General features: G+C 59.9%; 16 protein-coding genes. 9 read left to right on the plus strand and 7 right to left on the minus strand.

Features of this window, described 5'->3' with window-relative positions; translation table 11 throughout:
• Window positions 1-72: 72 nt before the first annotated feature.
• Window positions 73-582 (plus strand): GAF domain-containing protein, encoded by a 510-nt coding sequence (locus EN862_RS20655; protein WP_127867752.1) that lies wholly within the window; start codon window positions 73-75, stop codon window positions 580-582.
• Window positions 583-605: 23 nt separating this feature from the next.
• On the opposite strand, the gene EN862_RS20660 is transcribed toward EN862_RS20655, so the two are convergent.
• Window positions 606-1,667 carry a YeiH family protein gene (locus EN862_RS20660; RefSeq protein ID WP_245519656.1) on the minus strand — a complete coding sequence of 354 codons (1,062 nt, stop codon included), beginning with the start codon at window positions 1,665-1,667 and terminating at the stop codon, window positions 606-608.
• A 362-nt stretch (window positions 1,668-2,029) separates the two neighbouring features.
• Here EN862_RS20660 and EN862_RS20665 point away from each other — a divergent pair, with 362 nt between their 5' ends.
• The 4 genes from EN862_RS20665 (at window position 2,030) to EN862_RS20680 (ending at window position 6,355) form a co-directional block, all read left to right on the plus strand.
• Window positions 2,030-2,497: a GNAT family N-acetyltransferase gene (locus tag EN862_RS20665; RefSeq protein ID WP_127867754.1), complete on the plus strand. Its 468-nt coding sequence runs from the start codon at window positions 2,030-2,032 to the stop codon at window positions 2,495-2,497.
• 20 nt (window positions 2,498-2,517) lie between these two features.
• Entirely contained in the window at window positions 2,518-2,901 is a 384-nt protein-coding gene (locus tag EN862_RS20670) for an ACT domain-containing protein (protein WP_127867951.1), read from the plus strand.
• 223 nt (window positions 2,902-3,124) lie between these two features.
• Window positions 3,125-4,507, plus strand: a complete 1,383-nt coding sequence (locus EN862_RS20675) for an aldehyde dehydrogenase family protein (RefSeq protein WP_245519657.1) — start codon at window positions 3,125-3,127, stop codon at window positions 4,505-4,507.
• Between the two features lie 408 nt (window positions 4,508-4,915).
• Window positions 4,916-6,355, plus strand: coding sequence for a hypothetical protein (locus EN862_RS20680; RefSeq protein WP_127867755.1), 1,440 nt, complete (start codon window positions 4,916-4,918; stop codon window positions 6,353-6,355).
• A 158-nt stretch (window positions 6,356-6,513) separates the two neighbouring features.
• Here the strand turns inward: EN862_RS20680 and EN862_RS20685 are convergent, their stop codons facing one another.
• The 5 genes from EN862_RS20685 to EN862_RS20705 all read right to left on the minus strand — a co-directional run bounded on the left by EN862_RS20685 (window position 6,514) and on the right by EN862_RS20705 (window position 12,707).
• A complete protein-coding gene (locus EN862_RS20685; protein ID WP_127867756.1) occupies window positions 6,514-6,774 on the minus strand; it encodes a hypothetical protein in 261 nt (86 codons plus the stop codon).
• A 439-nt stretch (window positions 6,775-7,213) separates the two neighbouring features.
• Entirely contained in the window at window positions 7,214-7,447 is a 234-nt protein-coding gene (locus tag EN862_RS20690; protein ID WP_127227474.1) for a hypothetical protein, read from the minus strand.
• Window positions 7,448-8,742: 1,295 nt separating this feature from the next.
• Window positions 8,743-9,012: a hypothetical protein gene (locus EN862_RS36940; RefSeq protein ID WP_245519673.1), complete on the minus strand. Its 270-nt coding sequence runs from the start codon at window positions 9,010-9,012 to the stop codon at window positions 8,743-8,745.
• A 137-nt stretch (window positions 9,013-9,149) separates the two neighbouring features.
• Window positions 9,150-10,382, minus strand: a complete 1,233-nt coding sequence (locus EN862_RS20700; protein ID WP_127867758.1) for a hypothetical protein — start codon at window positions 10,380-10,382, stop codon at window positions 9,150-9,152.
• 258 nt (window positions 10,383-10,640) lie between these two features.
• Window positions 10,641-12,707 carry a mechanosensitive ion channel family protein gene (locus EN862_RS20705; RefSeq protein ID WP_189401258.1) on the minus strand — a complete coding sequence of 689 codons (2,067 nt, stop codon included), beginning with the start codon at window positions 12,705-12,707 and terminating at the stop codon, window positions 10,641-10,643.
• 406 nt (window positions 12,708-13,113) lie between these two features.
• On the opposite strand from EN862_RS20705, the gene EN862_RS20710 reads away from it, so the two are divergent.
• Entirely contained in the window at window positions 13,114-14,340 is a 1,227-nt protein-coding gene (locus EN862_RS20710; RefSeq protein WP_127867759.1) for an alpha/beta hydrolase, read from the plus strand.
• Between the two features lie 193 nt (window positions 14,341-14,533).
• Here EN862_RS20710 and EN862_RS20715 read toward each other — a convergent pair whose 3' ends face one another.
• A complete protein-coding gene (locus tag EN862_RS20715; RefSeq protein ID WP_127867760.1) occupies window positions 14,534-15,181 on the minus strand; it encodes a MarC family protein in 648 nt (215 codons plus the stop codon).
• A 430-nt stretch (window positions 15,182-15,611) separates the two neighbouring features.
• On the opposite strand from EN862_RS20715, the gene EN862_RS20720 reads away from it, so the two are divergent.
• The 3 genes from EN862_RS20720 to EN862_RS20730 all read left to right on the plus strand — a co-directional run bounded on the left by EN862_RS20720 (window position 15,612) and on the right by EN862_RS20730 (window position 18,069).
• The gene (locus tag EN862_RS20720; RefSeq protein ID WP_127867761.1) at window positions 15,612-16,424 is read left to right on the plus strand and encodes a transporter; all 813 of its coding nucleotides are present in this window, start codon (window positions 15,612-15,614) and stop codon (window positions 16,422-16,424) included.
• 307 nt (window positions 16,425-16,731) lie between these two features.
• The gene (locus tag EN862_RS20725) at window positions 16,732-17,370 is read left to right on the plus strand and encodes a response regulator (RefSeq protein ID WP_127867762.1); all 639 of its coding nucleotides are present in this window, start codon (window positions 16,732-16,734) and stop codon (window positions 17,368-17,370) included.
• 315 nt (window positions 17,371-17,685) lie between these two features.
• The gene (locus EN862_RS20730) at window positions 17,686-18,069 is read left to right on the plus strand and encodes a response regulator (protein WP_127867763.1); all 384 of its coding nucleotides are present in this window, start codon (window positions 17,686-17,688) and stop codon (window positions 18,067-18,069) included.
• Window positions 18,070-18,186: the final 117 nt, after the last annotated feature.

Consider the following 18,186-nt stretch of genomic DNA (forward strand, 5'->3'; position numbering starts at 1 on the left):
GCGGTTTTGGTGGCAGAGAGAGGTGAACTGTAGCTGGCCGCGCGGCCGGCTTGCAACGGAGAGACGACACGAATGTTCGCGGCAACCGCCATCGACACCAAGGATAAGCCAGCCTTCTACAAGGAGTTGGCAACGCAACTGAAAGCGCTGCTGGAAGGCGAGGGCGATTCCGTCGCCAATGCCGCCAACACGGCGGCGCTGATCTACCAGATGGTGCCCGACCTCAATTGGGCGGGTTTCTATTTCCTCGCCTCCGAGGACGAGCTGGTGCTCGGCCCCTTCCAGGGCAAGCCGGCCTGCGTGCGTATCGCCGTCGGCAAGGGCGTCTGCGGCAAGGCCATCGAGCTCGACATGTCGATGCTGGTCAAGGACGTGCATGAATTTCCCGGCCACATCGCTTGCGATGCCGATTCGCGTTCTGAGCTGGTCGTGCTGTTGCGCGATGCAGAAGGCGCGTTCGGCGTGCTCGACCTCGACAGCCCGCTGCCGGGCCGCTTCGACAAGGAGGACCAGGCCGGCATCGAGAAGCTCGCCGCGATCTATGTCGCGGCGTGCGAGTTCGAGGATGATGACGAACACTGAGAGGTGGGCCGACCCGGCCTGGCTTATGCGAACTTCACCAGCATCAGGCTGAAGCTGCCGATGAAGATGAAGGCCGAGAAGGCCAGCAGCAGCGGCCGCAGGCCGCGCGAGCGAAGCTCCGAAATATCGGCCTGCAGGCCCATGGCGGCGAGGCCCATGGTCAACATGATCTGCGCGGCCAAAGCAATTGCCGAATGGATCTGCGCCGGGATCGCGACCAGGCTGTTCAGCGCCACGACGGCCACAAAGGCCGCGACGAACCAGGGCATCGGTGGCTTTGCGCCGGAAGCAACGGTGCTGCCGCGGCGCGCCATCAGGCCGAGCGCGATCACCATCGGCGCCAGCATGGCGACGCGGGTCAGCTTGGCGACGGTCGCGGTCTCGCCGGAGAGCGTGCCGTTCTGGAAGCCGGCGCCGATCACCTGCGCCACCTCGTGGATCGAGGCGCCGGCCCACAGGCCGAAAGCATGCTGGTCGAGCCCAAGCACGGGTGCCAGCAGCGGGAAGCCGAGCATGGCGATGGTGCCGAACAGCGTGATCGCCGCGACGGCATAGGTGACATCTTCATCCCGCGCGTCGGTGACGATGTTGGTGGCGACGATCGCCGAGGCGCCGCAGATCGAGGTGCCGGCGGCAATCAGCTGCGCCAGCTTGGCGTCGATGCCGATCAACCGGCCGAGCGTAACGGTGAACAGGAAGGTGGCGCCGAGCGCGGCCGCGACGATGCCGACCCCGCCCAGGCCGATGCCCGCCACCTGGCCGAGCGTGAGCTGGAAGCCGAGCAGCACGATGGCGAAGCGCAGCAGGCGCTTTTGCGAGAAGGCGACGCCGGCCCTGGCGTGGGCAGGCACGCCGAGCACGTTGGAATGGATCATGCCGGCGACGACGGCGAGGATCATCGGGCTGAATAGGGTGAGGCCGGAGAAGCCGCGCGCCGAGTAGGCGACGCTGGTGATCATCGCCACCAGCACCAATCCCGGCATAGTGCCGGCCGAGATCGCGGTCAGGGCAGGGCGCTTGCGCTCGGCAGTGGCCGGGTTCAGGTGATTTGGAAGATCGTTCGCGGTGACAGGCAGGAAAGACAATCGAATTCTCCAGGCGCGTTCGCCGTCGGAATGCCATTCCATAACTAATCTTTCCAACGAATTATTCGAGTTATAATGATCGATTTTTGCGAACGATTGGCGATGTGCCAACGGGTTGGCCTGCCAATGCATTGGCCCAATAACCGACACCGGACGAGCCTTGACGCTTGGCGGTTCCTCCTCCAGCTTGCCGCTATGCCTACCCTCGCGTCTGCCAATGCCAAGCGCCGCCGCCTTCGCCGAGTGCGGAGCGGCAGGCTGATTGCGCGACGATAAAACCCGATACGATAGATCCGGTTCGTTCGTTTCCTGCCCCGCCCGCGACTTCAGCCGGCGGGGTTTTTCATATCTGGAGCCTTGCAATGACCATCGATTCTTCCATCCGGTTTCGGGCGGCCGAGGCGGCGGATGCCGCCGCCATCCGCGACATCGTGCGCGCCGCCTATGCCAAATGGGTGCCGGTAATCGGCCGCGAGCCGCTGCCGATGCGCGCCGATTACGACAAGGCTGTCGCCGAGCATCCATTCGACCTCGCCATCACGCAGGATCGCATTGTCGGCATGCTCGAGACTATGCTCGCCGACGATCATCTCTGGATCGAGAATCTCTGTGTCGCGCCGGAGGCGCAAGGCAGAGGGATCGGCCGGCTGCTGCTGGAGCGGGCGGAGGGCAAGGCGCGCAAGGCCGGGCGCCATGAGCTTCGCCTGCTGACCAACGGCGCGTTCGAGGCGAATGTGTCGCTCTACAAGGGACAGGGCTACTCGATCGACCGGGAAGAACCGTTCATGAATGGCACGACCGTTTATATGAGCAAGAGGATCACGGGATGACCGGCAAATCGGAGCGGGCAATGGCGGCCAGGATCAGGCTGAAGCAACTGCACGCACTATACGCGATTTCGCGGCTGGAGGCCGGACATGGCATTCCCGACTGGGCGGACGGGCCGGGTTTCGTCAGCATCACCAGAACCGAGGACGAGCTTTCGATCGCCTGCCTGCAGGAGCGCGTTCCGGATCCCGTCAGGCAGGATCGCGACTGGGTGGTCTTCAAATTCGAAGGCCCCTTTGCCTTCGGCGAAACCGGCATCGTGTTGTCGGTCATTCGGCCGCTGTCGGAGAACGGCCTGGGCATTTTCGTGGTGTCCACCTTCGATGGCGACCACCTGCTGGTGAAGGCCGCGGATCGAGCTGCGGCGGTGCGGCTGCTGGGTCACGCTGGACATACGCTGCTTTAGCCCATTGCATCCGGATTGCTGCGGCGGCACCAGCTCTGGCGCAACGCCTGACGCGCTGGCTCAAGCACTTCAAGCTTGCGTTTGACAGGGCTAATGCCGCATCGTTATTTCTGACGATATACGACGACCATCTCACCGCAATCGAGCAAAGCGGCCCGCAGGGAGCGAAACCATGTCCCATAATCTGCAGTTCTATATCGACGGCGCCTAGGTCGATCCGGTCGTGCCGAACACGCTCGACGTCATCGACCCCTCGAACGAAGACGCCTTCGCGCAGATTTCGCTGGGCTCCAAGGCCGATGTCGACAAGGCGGTGGCCGCCGCCAAGCGCGCCTTCGCCATCTTCGGCTTCACCTCGGTCGAGGAGCGGCTCGATATCCTCAACCGCGTCATCGAGATCTACAAGAAGCGCAGCAAGGACCTGGCGCTCGCCGTCTCGCGCGAGATGGGCGCGCCGCGCCAAATGGCGCTGGACAGTCAGGTCGGGGTCGGCCAGGCGCATCTGGAGAAGATGGCGGAGGTGCTGAAGACCTTCCAGTTCCGCCACATCAAAGGCTCCTCGCTCATCGTTAAGGAGCCGATCGGCGTCGTCGGCCTGATCACGCCGTGGAACTGGCCGCTCAACCAGATCACCTGCAAGGTCGGACCAGCCCTTGCCGCCGGCTGCACTATGGTGCTGAAGCCGTCCGAGATCGCGCCGCTCGACGCCATCATCTTCGCCGAGATCATCGACGAGGCCGGCGTGCCGAAGGGCGTCTTCAACCTCGTCAACGGCGATGGCCCGACCGTCGGCCAGGCTTTGGCCAGCCATCCGGATGTCGACATGATGTCGTTTACGGGTTCGACACGCGCCGGCATCCTGGTCGCGAAGGCGGCAGCCGACACGGTCAAGCGCGTGCATCAGGAGCTCGGCGGCAAGTCGGCCAATATCCTGTTCCCCGATGTCGATCTGGAGCGGGCCGTCACCAAGGGCGTCGCCGGCTGCTTGTCCAACAGCGGCCAGTCCTGCAACGCGCCGACCCGCATGTTCGTGCCGCGTGACCGTCACGATGAGGCCGCCGGCTATGCGAAGAAGGCGGCGGAGAAATTCACCGTGGGCCCGGCCGACGCGCCCAATTCGAAGCTCGGCCCGGTGGTCAGCCAGATCCAGTTCGACAAAATTCAAGGATTGATCCAGAGCGGCATCGACGAAGGCGCCACGCTGGTCGTCGGCGGTCCCGGTCGCCCGGCCGAGCTCAACCGCGGCTACTATGTCCGCCCGACCGTCTTCGCCAATGTCACGCATGACATGCGCATCGCCAGGGAGGAGATCTTCGGCCCGGTGCTGTCGATCATGCCTTACGACACGGTCGAGCAGGCGGTCGAGCAGGCCAACGACACCGTCTACGGCCTTGCCTCCTACATCCAGGCCAAGGACATCGAGAAGGCGCGCCAGGTAGCTGCGCGCATGCGCTCCGGCAATGTCTACATCAACTACCCGACCTGGGACGCCGGCCTGCCCTTCGGCGGCTACAAGCAGTCCGGCAATGGCCGCGAATATGCCGAGTACGGTCTTGAGGATTTCCTCGAGATCAAGGGCATCGCGGGGTATGAGGCTGCGGAGTAGGACTCGATTGCTTTCAGCCGACAATCGCCGAAGGTGTGGTATTGAAGGCGCGGTTTCGGCCGCGCTTTTTGTAACCGGTCGATCGCAACTGCTCCCTATGTTCAACAAGCCTGTGCGAGTTGATACGCCGCTTGGCCTGAATGAGACGGCCATCGGGATGACTCGAAGAGCGAAGGAGCATTCCGTCCTGCTGCCGGGCTACAATCGACCGGCATATTAGAATGAACTATAGTTCCAGTTGCTACGCTAGCTGAATAACAATTGCAAACAACTCAGTAAAACTCGAACAATCGGTTTGCGCCGGCGTTAACGGGCACAGTGCATTCTTGCCGCGTTAAAACCGGTGGGAACGACATGCGTCTCCTGACAGTCAGAACCTGGGCTGCATCTTTCCTGGCGTCTGCTCTGATGTTGGGCGCCCAATTGGGCGCTGCCCGGGCAGCGCAGCCTTGGCTGGATAAGCTCGGCGAGCCGGACCGGGAAAAGTTCACGCAACTGGTCGGCACAGTCGATGGCTGGACAGCCGACAGGGCCGACAAGATCAAGGCCGATCTCAAAGCATTCGTGGATGCACACCCGGATTTCGTTCCCGCCCGCGTCGAGGCCACCCGGGCGGAGTGGATGAGGGTTGCCAGCGGCATGGGGATAGCCCTGTCGAGCAAATCCTTCTTCATCGTCTTCGAGGAACTGGAGCGTCTCGACCCTTCCTATCCGCCGGCCTATGTCTATGCGGCGCGGACCTATATCTATTCCGGCTATCCGGCCGGCGCGCGCAAGCAGCTCGACAAGGCGCTTGCCCTGGACGCCGCGAACCCCTGGGTCGACCTCACCTGGTCCCTGATGTTTGAACGGTTGGATCACCGACAGGACGCGCTGACTTGGGCGAAGACGGCGATGCCCAAGACGGCCGGAAACACCAAGGCGATGGTCGGCGCCATCCTCGCGATCACCAACCTGCAAGGCGTAACCAGCCACGACGCCGCGATTGCCTTGGCTGATCAGATACTGGCGCTCGAGCCGGACACGGATAAGCTCGCCGAGGTCATCGACGGATGCCTGTCTGGCTACAGCTACCAGCCGGGACTGCTGGATGCTCTGACGGACATCAAGCAAGCCTTGTCGAATGCTCTCTGGTACGAAATCGCGCGCCTCGATCTGACCATTGGCTATATGTACAACAACGGCGTCAGGCCTCAATACCGGCCGGACTACGCTGCATCCGCGATCGTGATCCTCGACAAGATCGGCAATGATCCGCAACTTGCGGAGAAAATATGGGGTACCCGATTTGATCTGGCCCTCAGTCTCGGCGACGTCGCGGCCATGACCAAACTTCTCGATGAAGCCGGCCTGAAAGGCTACGATGTGACGTCGATCGGCTATCACGAAGCGCAGCTGCTTTTTGCGCAGGGCCGATATGTCGACGTGATGAACCTCTACAGGAGGCGCAATCTTCCCGAGGACACCTTGCTGGCGCTCGCCTATGACTGGGGAGGCGACCGCAATGTCGCCGACAGGATCTACCTGCGCGACCTGGAAGTGAACGCGACCTCCGGCCCCGCCAATGCCACCTATGCCGGGTTGAGGCTGTTCCGCTTCCGTGACATCGACGGCGCCATCAAATACGGAGAAAAGGCGTATTCGCTTTTTCCATCCGGCTGGAGCCGTTCGCTGGTGACGACCGCTTGGCTGGTCAAATCGTCCGACTATCTAAAGGCCAACAAGACCAAAGAGGCCAAGGAAGCTTTCGCGCGTGCCCGCCAGATCGGGATAGACCGCAACTCCCTGCAAAGCTTCTGCAGCAATCTGTGCAATGACATCAGCTTGCCGCTGAGCGAGTTCCAATAACGGCCCGATGGCTTGGAGGTCCCCGAGCGGGGCGCCGATCCGTGTCCGGGTCGCCTCAGGAAGCCGTCCGCCGCACGAAGGGCAGGAAGCCCGCCATCTCTCGGCGGCGGGCCATCGGTTCGCGGCGGAAATGAAAAGCTCGGAGGCCGAAGCCGCCGTCAATAGCCACGTGGGGGGATCCACGGATCGGCGTACCCCAAGTGATGGTCCAAGAAATTTGCGGCCTGATTGGATGGGCGCGCAACCACGGTACCGGTCGATTTGCAATCCAGTTTCGGGGTTGGCTTGCTGCTGGCCTTCATATGCGTTGCGGAACACGAGGTTGCAGCTTGAGCCGTGGCCACCTTTTTCTTCTCTTTCGCAACAGCAGCTCCGGTGGCGGCCAATACCATTGCTACGCCAAAGACAACGAGTTTCATCGAAACGCCCTCAACCCTGCACAATCCCAAATGATTGCGCCTACATTAGCGTTACGTCAACTACATGTGGTCCGCAACGACGGCGGATATTGCCGGTAATAAAAGCCCGCCACCTTGAGGCGCCGGCCTGTCTGGACAATTTGTCCACTCGGTTCAGCGCGAGGTCACCACGGATGAAGGCAAGTTCTTGGTTCACCTGAACACCGACAGGGGGCGCTGAACGGGCTGCCGTCCGGCACGCGTATGGATGGTGGTTTCCGGTGATGCCGATAACCAGGCATCTGTCGTCGAATATGTGTGACGGTCCGAGATAACCATCGCAGGGAGCCTGATCGTCCAGGTGTCCGGTTGGCAATCACCTTGCGAGCTTCCTGCAATCCACGGTTACCGCGCTTCTCCGCGCCTTCCAAGCACGGCGCGAGCATATCCAGGTTGCGGCTTACCCGCGCCCCGCCTCGATGATACCGACCATCGCCCGGGTAAATTCCACCATGCTATTTGCGGTGATGGCGGCGTTATCGGGGGATTGACCGATGTGCTCGGCCGCTCCGCAGCAGGATCGGCGGATGCTGTCGTAGTATGGATCTCTCTCATCGTCCGGCAGTTCCGCCAAATTCAAGGCGCGACGGTGGATCATGCGCAATAGCTGCGCTAATGCTGTTTCGACACTCATGCGTTTGCTCCGCATCGGTCGAGCGTCTCGGCACACCGAGTGCTGGATCGCCGATCGGGAAATTCCCGATTCGAACAGGCTGCACGCCAGGTATTAATATATCGTTGAGTGCTAATATACATGGCCGGCGTATGGAGTTGGCCAGGCGGGAACGTTTGGTAATGGGTGCAACCTCTACATGTGACTTCCGTCACGGTTCTGTGATGCAGCGCTTGCTACAGGCTCGTGGGCGAAGGCGCGCCGGTATAGCCCGCCTAGCCGAGGGATGATGCCCCCTGTCAAATGGCCTGCATGACAAGAACTTGATGTTCCAATGTCAACGCTGCTCCAGGACGATCGTCCGGAAGGGCTCCTGGATAAAGTCAAGAGCTTCAGATGCGAAGGGTGCCGATCCGAGGTGCCGATGACATAAGGGCACAAACTGGCGATCTTCGAACGGCACCGGCACTTGGCCGTGAAGGGCTCAAAATGAGCGGCTGAAGGCCGCCTACGGTTGGGGCGCGTGCGGATAGGACGGCGTCGGCACGCACTTCTAATACTCCAGTGACGATGCGAAGGAACTGGCTGGGGTTCCTGGAAGCTTTTCGAACTTTCTGGATCGCGCCCCACCCCGATTTGCCTGTGGCCATGGGCAAGATGGGACACCAGATTCGGTTTTCGGATAATTTGGGAGGCACCGAGCCTTTTGCACGCGTGTCTTCCTGATGGTGCGTGTCAGCATGCTCCCAAATGTGCACAGCAGCTTTGCGCCTCATTCCGGCCCCTGCAGTAAACTCTGTCGTCTCCCGAAAGCAGCCATTGCCTCACGATCCGCAGCGCCAACCGGGAATCCGTCGTGTTGCGCGGCTGGGGCGACCCTTCGCGCCGTTCGCACTGCGCCAAAAGTGAGGCGAGTGGTGTCTGTGGCAGATAGCTCTCGCCCCGAACTTCGACGTGATCCAAGGCCTCGTCGATCTATCCCGGAGCTCAGCTCCGTAAGAGCCGCCGTGATATTCTACTGCAATCGCTCAGCCTTGGTGGTGCCCGGAATGGGGACGATCCTGCCTTCTGGGCCAGAAGCCAAGCAAGGACCGGCTTGGCGATTTTCTGAAGCGGACGTCACGACTTTCGATGCAGCATAATGCGCTGGAGGGTCATCGAGATATGCGCGCGTCTGATGTTATGATGTCCGCCTGTCTCCGAGGACTATATTCATGAGGGCCGGACGGGCCGGCCGCACACACTCGCGTATTCCTCTAACTGCGCAGCAGCGATGGGAAGCGCCATCAAGTGCAGCTCCCGAACTGTCAAACTCCTCAATGTACGTGCACAACCACGTACCGTCCGCCATAGGACTGATAATAGGTGCTGCCACAGTGCCACAGTACGGTCCCATTGATCGAAGTCTTCACACACGCCGTCGGAAGCCGGGTCACGTAGACGGTCGAACGGCGGATCGTTCGGCGCGTGGTGCGCCTCGCAACCCCCGCGACGCTCCCGGGCGTGAGCGGACGACCGACTCGCGCCTGCGCATCGCTGACCAAAGGAGCGAAGGGCGTGACGGTCTCGACGAGGCCTGCAAACATCAAGGCAACGGCAATCCCGGCAGCGCCGGTGAATCTCAAGCTAGGTCTTGGCATTTCGCATCCTCCGAAAAGCTCACCACTCCGTGCGTTCAGCACAAGACGCGAGCTACGGTCTTATCATCAAGAAATCGGTCCCACTACAGCAACAGTCCGACCAGTTGTTTGAGCAACTGGTCAAGAGGCATTATGGTCAGCGCTAAAGGCGTGAGGGGTAACAGAAATGCAACTCCCAACTGCAGAATTGCGTCTTTGGTGATTGGCACCGAACGCATACCCTTCACCACCTCGAAACTGTTCCCAAGATCTGCAAGTGACTGTATATCGGCGCTCCCCAACAAAGGCTCATCAGATCGCGCGCCGCCACGCAACCATTTTCTGTCGAATTCGCTTACATATAGCCGCGCGAGCGTTGCATATTCGCTGAGGCCAGTCCGTTTGGCAGCAGCCAACTGATTCATAAATGTGAGAAGCGGGCCAAAGATCACGCAGACAAGAAAGCCGCCGACTATAGCAATCTCCAGCTTGAAATCGAGCAGCGAATCTGCGGAGAAGAAGATGTAATCAGCTATTTGTCCCGACAGCAGTGCTCCATGCGCCACCACTAGTAAAGTGAACGCATAAACGGTATTCGACAAGAAGCCCAGGCCACCGACACGATCCGGGTGAGTCGGAATAAGGTCCAGATGGATATCGGAGACTTGCCAAAGAAATCGTCCCCAGATGAACAGGCGGAAGTACCACCGGATCAACAGGAATTGAAAGATCGGAAGACTAATATAGCGATACCAGTAGCCCGCTACGAATAGGCGAGAGCTCCCGTCTGTCGGAACCGCATACCAAGTCGGGGCATTGAGTGTCGTGTATCGGTGCCAAACAAAGAAGACTCCGAAGCCGTAAACCAGCACCAAAAGCAGACATTCTGCGAGAACCGAATTGCGCAGGCGAAATGCCGAAGAAATGGCACCGAAAAATCGCGGGAGGTCAGGTTCCTGAATCAGGTTGCGATCCACAAACGTCCGCCCAATGCCAACCAGCCGCTGATGGACGACAAGCTCCGCCAGGACGAGAAGGGGGATGGCGACGAGAAAACGTACGTGAACCGCAAGGTCTTTCCAGAACGGCACAGCAACAGCTGATCCGACTAGATTGCCCTCCAGCGCCGTCAGCAGCAGGAGTGGGAGCCACGATCCAAGCGACAGAAACAGGACGCGGCGGCGGAGGAGACCAAGGCCGCCGTCAGACAAGTGCGCGCGCCACAGAAGTTGGAAAAGCGGGCCGCCGAGAACCAGAGAGAAATCTTGTTTATCATGGATGATTGTGGCGCCACCGGCATACTGGTGCAACTTTGGCCGTTCATCGCTGTCGCTCATGCCTACCATTTGCCCTGTTGTACCGGCCCGAGCTTGAGGCATTGATCTAGTCCTTCCGTCGCTAGCTTACTCATATTCGACTAAATCAGAGTTAGGCTCTGGCCGGAGTTTCCCTTGCCAAACCGCCGTAACATTGGCAGTGCAGCTCTTGCTGATCCGCGCCCTCTGTCTGTCGCAGGTACCATTCAATCGCCAATGGCTCTCCACGGAGTCGGGCCGCGGAACTAACTGGGGGCCGTCAACGCGCCGGGTTTGACGTTAGCTCGCAACCTGCTTCATCTTGAGTAGTTGCTGCGCGGCGGCCGCGTTGTCGCCGCCACCTGCCACATGCACGGTGGGAACGGCGAGCTTAATGCCGTTCTCGTCGAATGCCTTCTTGATCATCATGAACGCTCGCCGCTTGATGCCGAACTGACCTCCCGGCTTGGTCATCAGCTTCATCCTGAGGTCGATCCCGGAGTCGCCAAAGCTGTCGACCCCTTGCATTTTGAGCGGCTCGATCGTATCGGCGGCGAACTCGGGATCCGCAGCCAGCTCCTGACCGATCTTCTTGATGAGCCTGCGGGCGAGGTCGACGTCAGAATCATAGGTGATGCTGAGAGCCATTTTGTCCATCACCCAGTCACGGCTCATGTTCTGGATGGCGCCGAGCTCTCCGAACGGCACGGTGTAAACTGGGCCGCGGTGATGCCTCAGCCTGACTGACCGCAGGCTGAACGATTCGACAGTGCCCTTGTAGCTGCCGCTCTGGATGTACTCGCCGACACGGAAGGCATCGTCCAGCATGTAAAAAACGCCGCTCAGCACGTCCTTGACAAGTGTCTGCGAACCAAAGCCGATGGCCACGCCAAAAATGCCCGCGCCGGCGATCAAAGGTGCGATCTGAACGCCGAGTCCGGAAAGGATTGTCAGCAAGACGACGGTCGCGATGAAGACGGCGAGCACGTTGCGGAATATCGGCAGCAGCGTACGCAGCCGGCCGCTGCGGGCAAGCTCGTCGGCAGAGGATCCTTCCTTTGGTGGGAGCTCCATCCGATAAGCGATCAACGCTTTCGCCAGCTGCCAAAGAAGATCCGCAACCAGGAGGACGATGATGCTGTTGAGCAGGCCCGAAATCACGAGCGCGCCGGCTTCACTGCCGGCAAGGGCTGCAGCCCTTATGCGCCAGATATAGGCGAGCCATGCGACCGCAGCGCCAATAACCGCTGCCCTGGCACCCCTGACGATCAGCACGTTCAGCATGATGCCGAGGGCGCCACTGCGCTGCGCTCTGCCGGCGAAGGCCTGTGCGACGTTGCCAACCCCTCGCACCGCCGCTGGCAATAGCAACGCATAGAGGCCGAGCCATAGCACGCCGAGCAGTCCTGCCACCCAGGCCAGCCAAAGCGCGATCAGATAGATCGTCAGCAGCGATTGCCTGACAGCGGAAGCTGTCCCGCCCGGCCGCCGCCAGACGATTCCGATGGCGACCGCCAGCATGCCCAGGCCGCAAGACAGGGCAACCACCCGCGCAACGTCGATTGAGAAACCGATGCTGGGCATGAGGCTGACCACGGCCCAGCCAAACAGCAGAAAGCCGGCGATGAGACTCACGCGCCGAAGCCAGAAACGCTGCGCAGTCCCGCTTGCGACAGGGATTGTCGTCTGCGTCTCATCCGACGTTCTGCTGTCCGCACCGGCAAGCCCAAACAGCAACCTGGCACTTGCGCGAACGACACGAACGGCGATGAAGGCGAGCAGCAAGGTCAGCACGACGCGGCGCAGCAAAGGCGGCCATTCGAACGCGAGGAAGGAGCCGATGCCGGCCATAGTAAATGTCAGCAAGGCAGCGACCTCGGAAAGGGCCGCTTGTCCTGGATCAACCTTTCGATCTGAACCGCCCAGCGCCAAAGCCCGGCGGACCAGCCACTCGGCGCCAAAGCCTACGGTAATCAGCACTGCCAGGATCAGGATCACCAGGCCGGGCCTGCCTGAGTTCACGTCGCGCGAGACCACGCCGGCGGCGTTAGCTAGCTCCTGCGGGATGCGAGGAATGGCGTCGGTGAGCGCGACGAGACGCGCGCGAACGGCTTCCTGCCAGCTCGATATCGCGTCGATCGGCGAAGAGGCAGGGGGGGCCTCGGCGGCTGGCGGTATCTTTCCTTCGAGCCATACCTTGACCTCCGGGTCGCCCAGCAGCTGAAGGAACTGCCTCGCCTTCTCGGGCGGCAGGTCGACCGCATGCTGCTGGGCCTGAGCCCAGGAAGTTCCAAGGAGCACCCAAAAGAAAATCGGAACGACGGCCGACAGCAAAACACCAATTCGAGTGTACAGCGCATTGCTCATCGGGCACTCCGGCAATTTTCGGTTGACAGGTGCAGTCCCCATTCCATTGCTTGTTTCAACAAATGACTGCTCCCCGGTTAGCCGCTAACGAGACCGGCACGTCGGCGGGCGAACCGCCTCACTCGGCAGGTAGGGCGCCCACGAGCAAACGGATCACTGGCGATAGACTGCAATCGTTCGCCGCATTCCCTCTCTGGATGAGCTAGCAGCAAATTACTGATCTGACTTGGAAATGGGATATTGTACGTAAGGACAATTGCGCAGGCGGGTGGCGAAGAGATTGCAATCGGCCTTATTGTGGCGGTTTCGACAATCGCCATTGCGGTCACGGCCCCACGGGCTTGACGGTACGGTTGGCAACCGACCTGATGGGACCAGTCCGAGGCGATGAGTAAAAGGAAATAAAGTGCGGTGTAAGTCGCTGCATCTTCAGGCTAATGGAGCCATATTGGCGCTGCTTCTGCTTGTGCAGGCTGGATGCGCAACAGGACCCGAAGGCGTTCTGGCGCCCATCCCCGCGAACCTTGTTTCGCCATCAGCGTCTGATGTGACCATGTTGGTGGCGACTAGCCGCAAGCCTTCCGGCGACCCGGCGACATTGTTCACTGGCGAGCGCAGCCCGGCACTGTCCTTGACCGACCTGACGATCTCAATCCCGCCGAACCGCAAACCCGGCACGGTTGAATGGCCGAAAAAGCTGCCGCCCGATCCCCGAAAGGACTTTGCAGTCCTTGCTGCAAAAAACCTGTCGATTCCCGAAGCTCACAAATGGCTGCATGCTCATAATTCGAATGGCCGTGTTCTGGTCTTCGTGCATGGCTTCAACAACCGGTATGAGGACTCGGTCTTTCGGTTCGCGCAGTTCATGCATGACTCGCGGGCGAAGGTCCTGCCGATCCTTTTCACATGGCCGTCGAGAGCCAGTGTGCTCGGTTACAACTACGACAAGGAGAGCACTAATTTCTCACGCACTGCATTCGAGCGGACGTTGAAGGCCTTGGCCGATGACCGCGACGTGACGGACGTCACCGTCATGGCGCACTCGATGGGCACCTGGCTCGCGATGGAATCGTTGAGGCAGATGGCGCTTGAGGATGGGCGCGTTTCGCCCAAGATCAGGAACGTCATCCTGGCATCTCCCGATCTCGATGTGGACGTCTTTGGTCGGCAGTGGACCGAGCTTGGCCCAAAGAAGCCAAAATTCACCATCACCGTCTCGCGGGACGATCGGGCACTTGCCGTTTCGCGTCTGGTTGCTGGCAATGTCGACAGAGTGGGGCAGGTCGATCCCTCAAAGGAGCCGTACAAATCGAAGCTGCAGGCAGCCGGTATAACGGTTCTCGACCTGACCGACGTGCAGACAGAAGATCGCTTGAACCACAGCAAGTTTGCCGAAAGTCCTGAAATCGTCCAACTGCTCGGGGCACAGCTGGCTTCCGGCCAAACCCTAACGGACTCGAGGGCAGGCCTTGCCGACGAACTGGGCTTGGTCGTTGCCGGCACGGTAGACACGATCGGCAACGCCGCGGCAACGACGGTCAGCGCGCCAATTGCGACTGTCGAGGGGAAAACGAGCAAACCGCCGCCTGACGACCTGGAGACGATACTGAAGGGTGATGCGACGACGAAGTGACCGTGCTGCAGCTGACGGGCAAAACTCTCGGAACCTGCTGGGACGGCTTGCTGTCCCGCCAGTGACCATCCGGAAACTGCAACAGGTCGAAAATCGGTGCTGCTCAAGGGGGCCTTGGGGCGACGCCCAGATGATGGCGGCGACTTCTTCCCAAGGCGCAGCCATCCTGGGCGCTTGATAGGCCAGCACGAAATCAGTGTGCGCCGCTCGCGGTGATGGTCCCGAGATTGACCAATCCGCTGACAACCAGTTGAACGGCAACCGCGGTCAGGAGAATGCCGAAGACGACCTCCGAGACGATCAGACTGGCGGGCTTCATTCGCTTCGCCAGCGCATCGGTATTGGTGAACACCAGATAGTCAAATGCGGCTACGAGCAGGATGAGCGCGGTAACGAGAGCTGCACTGGCAACCGAGACGACTTCGCCGGAGGCAACGATGATGACCGTGATGCCGACGGGGTTGAGCAAGTACGGAATAGCAAGGGGAAAAATCGCGATCTTTTCCGGGTCCTCCGTTAGGCCCAGATCCTCTCCGTGCTTTTCGGTCGGTCCAGACGCCATCTTGATCGCGAGGAGCGCCAGGATGATGCCACCAGCGACCGCAACCGCACCCCCCGTGATATGCAGCAGTCGCATCAGCAGAGCGCCAGTGGCAAATAGGATCAGAGCCGTGACGAGAGCCGCCAAAACCATCTGTCGGCCTATCTTGACCTTGGTTTCGGCGTCGAATTTCTTGGTCCTTTCCAGAAATGGCACCAGGGCGATCTTCGGTCCCATGCCAATCAGCAGGAGCAGGAGAAGTTTCGTCGCGAGAGCGGCATCAATAACTGCGAAATCCATTGGAAGGTCCCTCGATCTCGGAGGCATCTGCTGGGACGGCTTGCTGTCCCGCTAATAGCCATCCGGAAATTGCAACGGTCGAAAAGCCCCTCATGTGGGCCCTAGGTCTCGATCGCCAGACGCAATAAGCTCACGGGTTGTTTCGCAGGCGCAGTGTGCCGCGCAGTGACACCTGTCGCGGCCGATGAAACTTACGAATGAAAGCCAATCCCTCTCTGCATCAGCATCCTCGACCGCCGGATTGTGACGAGAGGCCGGTGCTCTTGCAATTGTCCTAGGGGGCAATAGAAAAGTAGCAGCGTATGGTTGAAAATTGCCCAAATGAGCTGGCGTTGCGAGACGACTAGCCCCCAAACATGCCATTCGATCGGGCCGAGATGGCGGAGCCTATCAAGCGTACGTGGGTGGAAGCGACGGACCCGCGCTCGGGATGGAGTTGTCCATGCAGGTAGGTACGAGTTCATGTATCGCAATCGCGATCCTCGTATCTTTGAGGCCCGCATATGCACAAGAGGGGACGCAGGATCTCGCCAAGAAGCTCTCGAACCCCATTGCGTCGCTGATCAGCGTGCCCTTCCAGTTCAACTATGACAGCGGCTACGGTCCGGACGATGGACAAAAGGCCTATGTCAATGTCCAGCCGGTCATCCCGTTTTCGCTGAATGACGACTGGAACCTGATATCGCGCACCATCCTGCCGATCGCATGGCAGAGCGACATAGCAGCTGATTCCGGCAACCAGTTCGGCCTAGGAGATATCACGCAAAGCCTGTTCTTTTCTCCCAAGCAGCCCACGGCTGGTGGTATTATATGGGGGGTGGGACCTGTCTTTCTGGTTCCGACGGCGACCGATTCAATGCTCGGCTCCGGAAAGTGGGGCGCGGGACCGACCGGCGTCGTGCTCAAGCAATCCAACGGGTGGACGGTCGGCATGCTGGCCAACCACATCTGGTCGTTCGCGGGCGACGGTGACCGGGCGAATATTAGCTCCACATTTTTGCAGCCTTTCGTCGCCTACACCACCGCCGATGCCTGGACGTTCACGCTGAACACCGAAAGCAGCTATAACTGGGAAGCCGGGGGGTGGTCGGTGCCGGTGAACTTCACGGTTTCGAAGATCGTCAAGCTCGACAAGCTTCCAGTCAGCCTCACCATTGGCGCCCGCTATTGGGCGGACAGCCCCAAAGGCGGACCTGAGGGCTGGGGATTCAGGACCGGGATCACATTCCTCTTTCCAAAATGACCGACTGTCGAAACAGCCACGATAAAGCCAATTGCAATCCCTTCGCCACGTTTTGAAGTCACCTGCGCAATTGTCCTTAAGGACAATATCCCATTTCTAGGTCAGATCACGTAATTTGCTGCTAACTCATCCAGAGGGGGATGCAGCGAACGATTGCCATTGATCGCCAGTGATCCGTTTGCTCCCACCGTGGCCGCGAGCAAAAGGTCCAGCCGGCCCGATACCTGAAGCGGCCTGCTGCGAGCCTGTTCTAAAACGTTGAATAACCACCACGTGGTGCAGATAATAGTCTGTTCAGGAGTATCGCTTGCCGACCCTGGTTTATGTCGTCGATGACGATCAGTCCTTCAGGACGGCTACCAGCCGCTTGCTACGGGCGACAGGTTACGAAGTGGTCGAGTACGCCTCAACTCAACAATTGCTGGAGCAACTACCGCAGGCGGCGGGGCCAACCTGCATCTTGCTCGACGTTCAATTTCCTGGACCAAGTGGTCCCGAGTTGCAGGACCGTCTGGCTGAGATCGGCTCCGTCGTGCCGATCGTCTTCCTCACCGGACACGGCGATATTCCGACAAGCGTCCGTGCGATAAAGGCCGGAGCGGATGATTTTTTGACGAAACCGGTGCCGAAAGAAACGCTGTTGGAGGTAATTGATCGTGCTGTCGCCCATCACATGACAAGGCGCGAGCAGCAGGACAGGCTCGACGATTTGCGTGCGCGGATCGCCCAATTGACCCCGCGCGAAAAAGAAGTGTTTGCGCTCGTTGTCCGAGGAAAGATGAACAAGCAAATCGCGTTCGAGTTGGGCGCGACAGAACGAACGATCAAGGCTCATCGCCACAAGGTCATGGAGAAAACACGCGTTCAAACGGTGGCTGAGCTCGTCTCAATCGCCGAACGTTTGGGCATGGTAGCAGCGCCGACCAGTGGCAAGAGGCGGGACTAGTACCCTTACGATCAGCAGGCAGTTTCCAAACGCGCTGGCTTGGACAAGGCATCGGTCTTGCCGCACATGTCCTCAGGAACAATTTCGGCATTTTATTGTTATCGATATGATCGCTCCTGCCAGTAGCGGCGATGTTGAGCTCGCGCCCTGACGTTGACCAAGGTTGTATGCAATCCCGAGTCGCTGCCGTCGTGACCCGCCAGACGGCTGATGGAATCACATTTCGCCATCAATTTTTCGCATGACAGTTGCAGACAGTTGCAGACAGTTGCAGATGAAGATGGAGTGGTTCCCGAACTCGAGGGGTTCTAAATCTTGCATACAAACAAGATCGTATTTGTCGTCGATGACGATCTAAACATGCTCAAAGGGCTCGAGCGCCTGTTGAGTGCCCATGGCTTCGACGTGCAAATGTTCCAATCGGCCGAGGATTTCCAGGCCCGGGCCAGGCCTGACGACGCTGTTGCCCTTGTGCTGGACGTCGGCTTGACTGGAAAGTCGGGAATCGACCTCGGTCGGGAGCTCGTCGCTTCCGAGATATTCCTGCCTGTCATTTTTATTACGGCAGACGACAGCGAAGCAACTCGTAAGGCAACAATGGAGCTCGGATGCATTGCGTCTCTAACAAAGCCTTTTTCTGCAAAGTCACTGATCGATGCAGTTGAACGGGCATCATCCTGGCGAAATCCGTTGAGCTGATCGGGTCCTTGCGACGGTCCACGACCTATCGAGATCCGCGGCGCACAGTTGGGCGCGCACGACCGGTGTGGCCCGCGCATGCGGCGCATTCGATACGTCAACTGGGTATCGCGCGGT

This window comes from Mesorhizobium sp. M2E.F.Ca.ET.219.01.1.1 (assembly GCF_004016445.2).
In the GTDB taxonomy this organism is placed as follows: domain Bacteria; phylum Pseudomonadota; class Alphaproteobacteria; order Rhizobiales; family Rhizobiaceae; genus Mesorhizobium.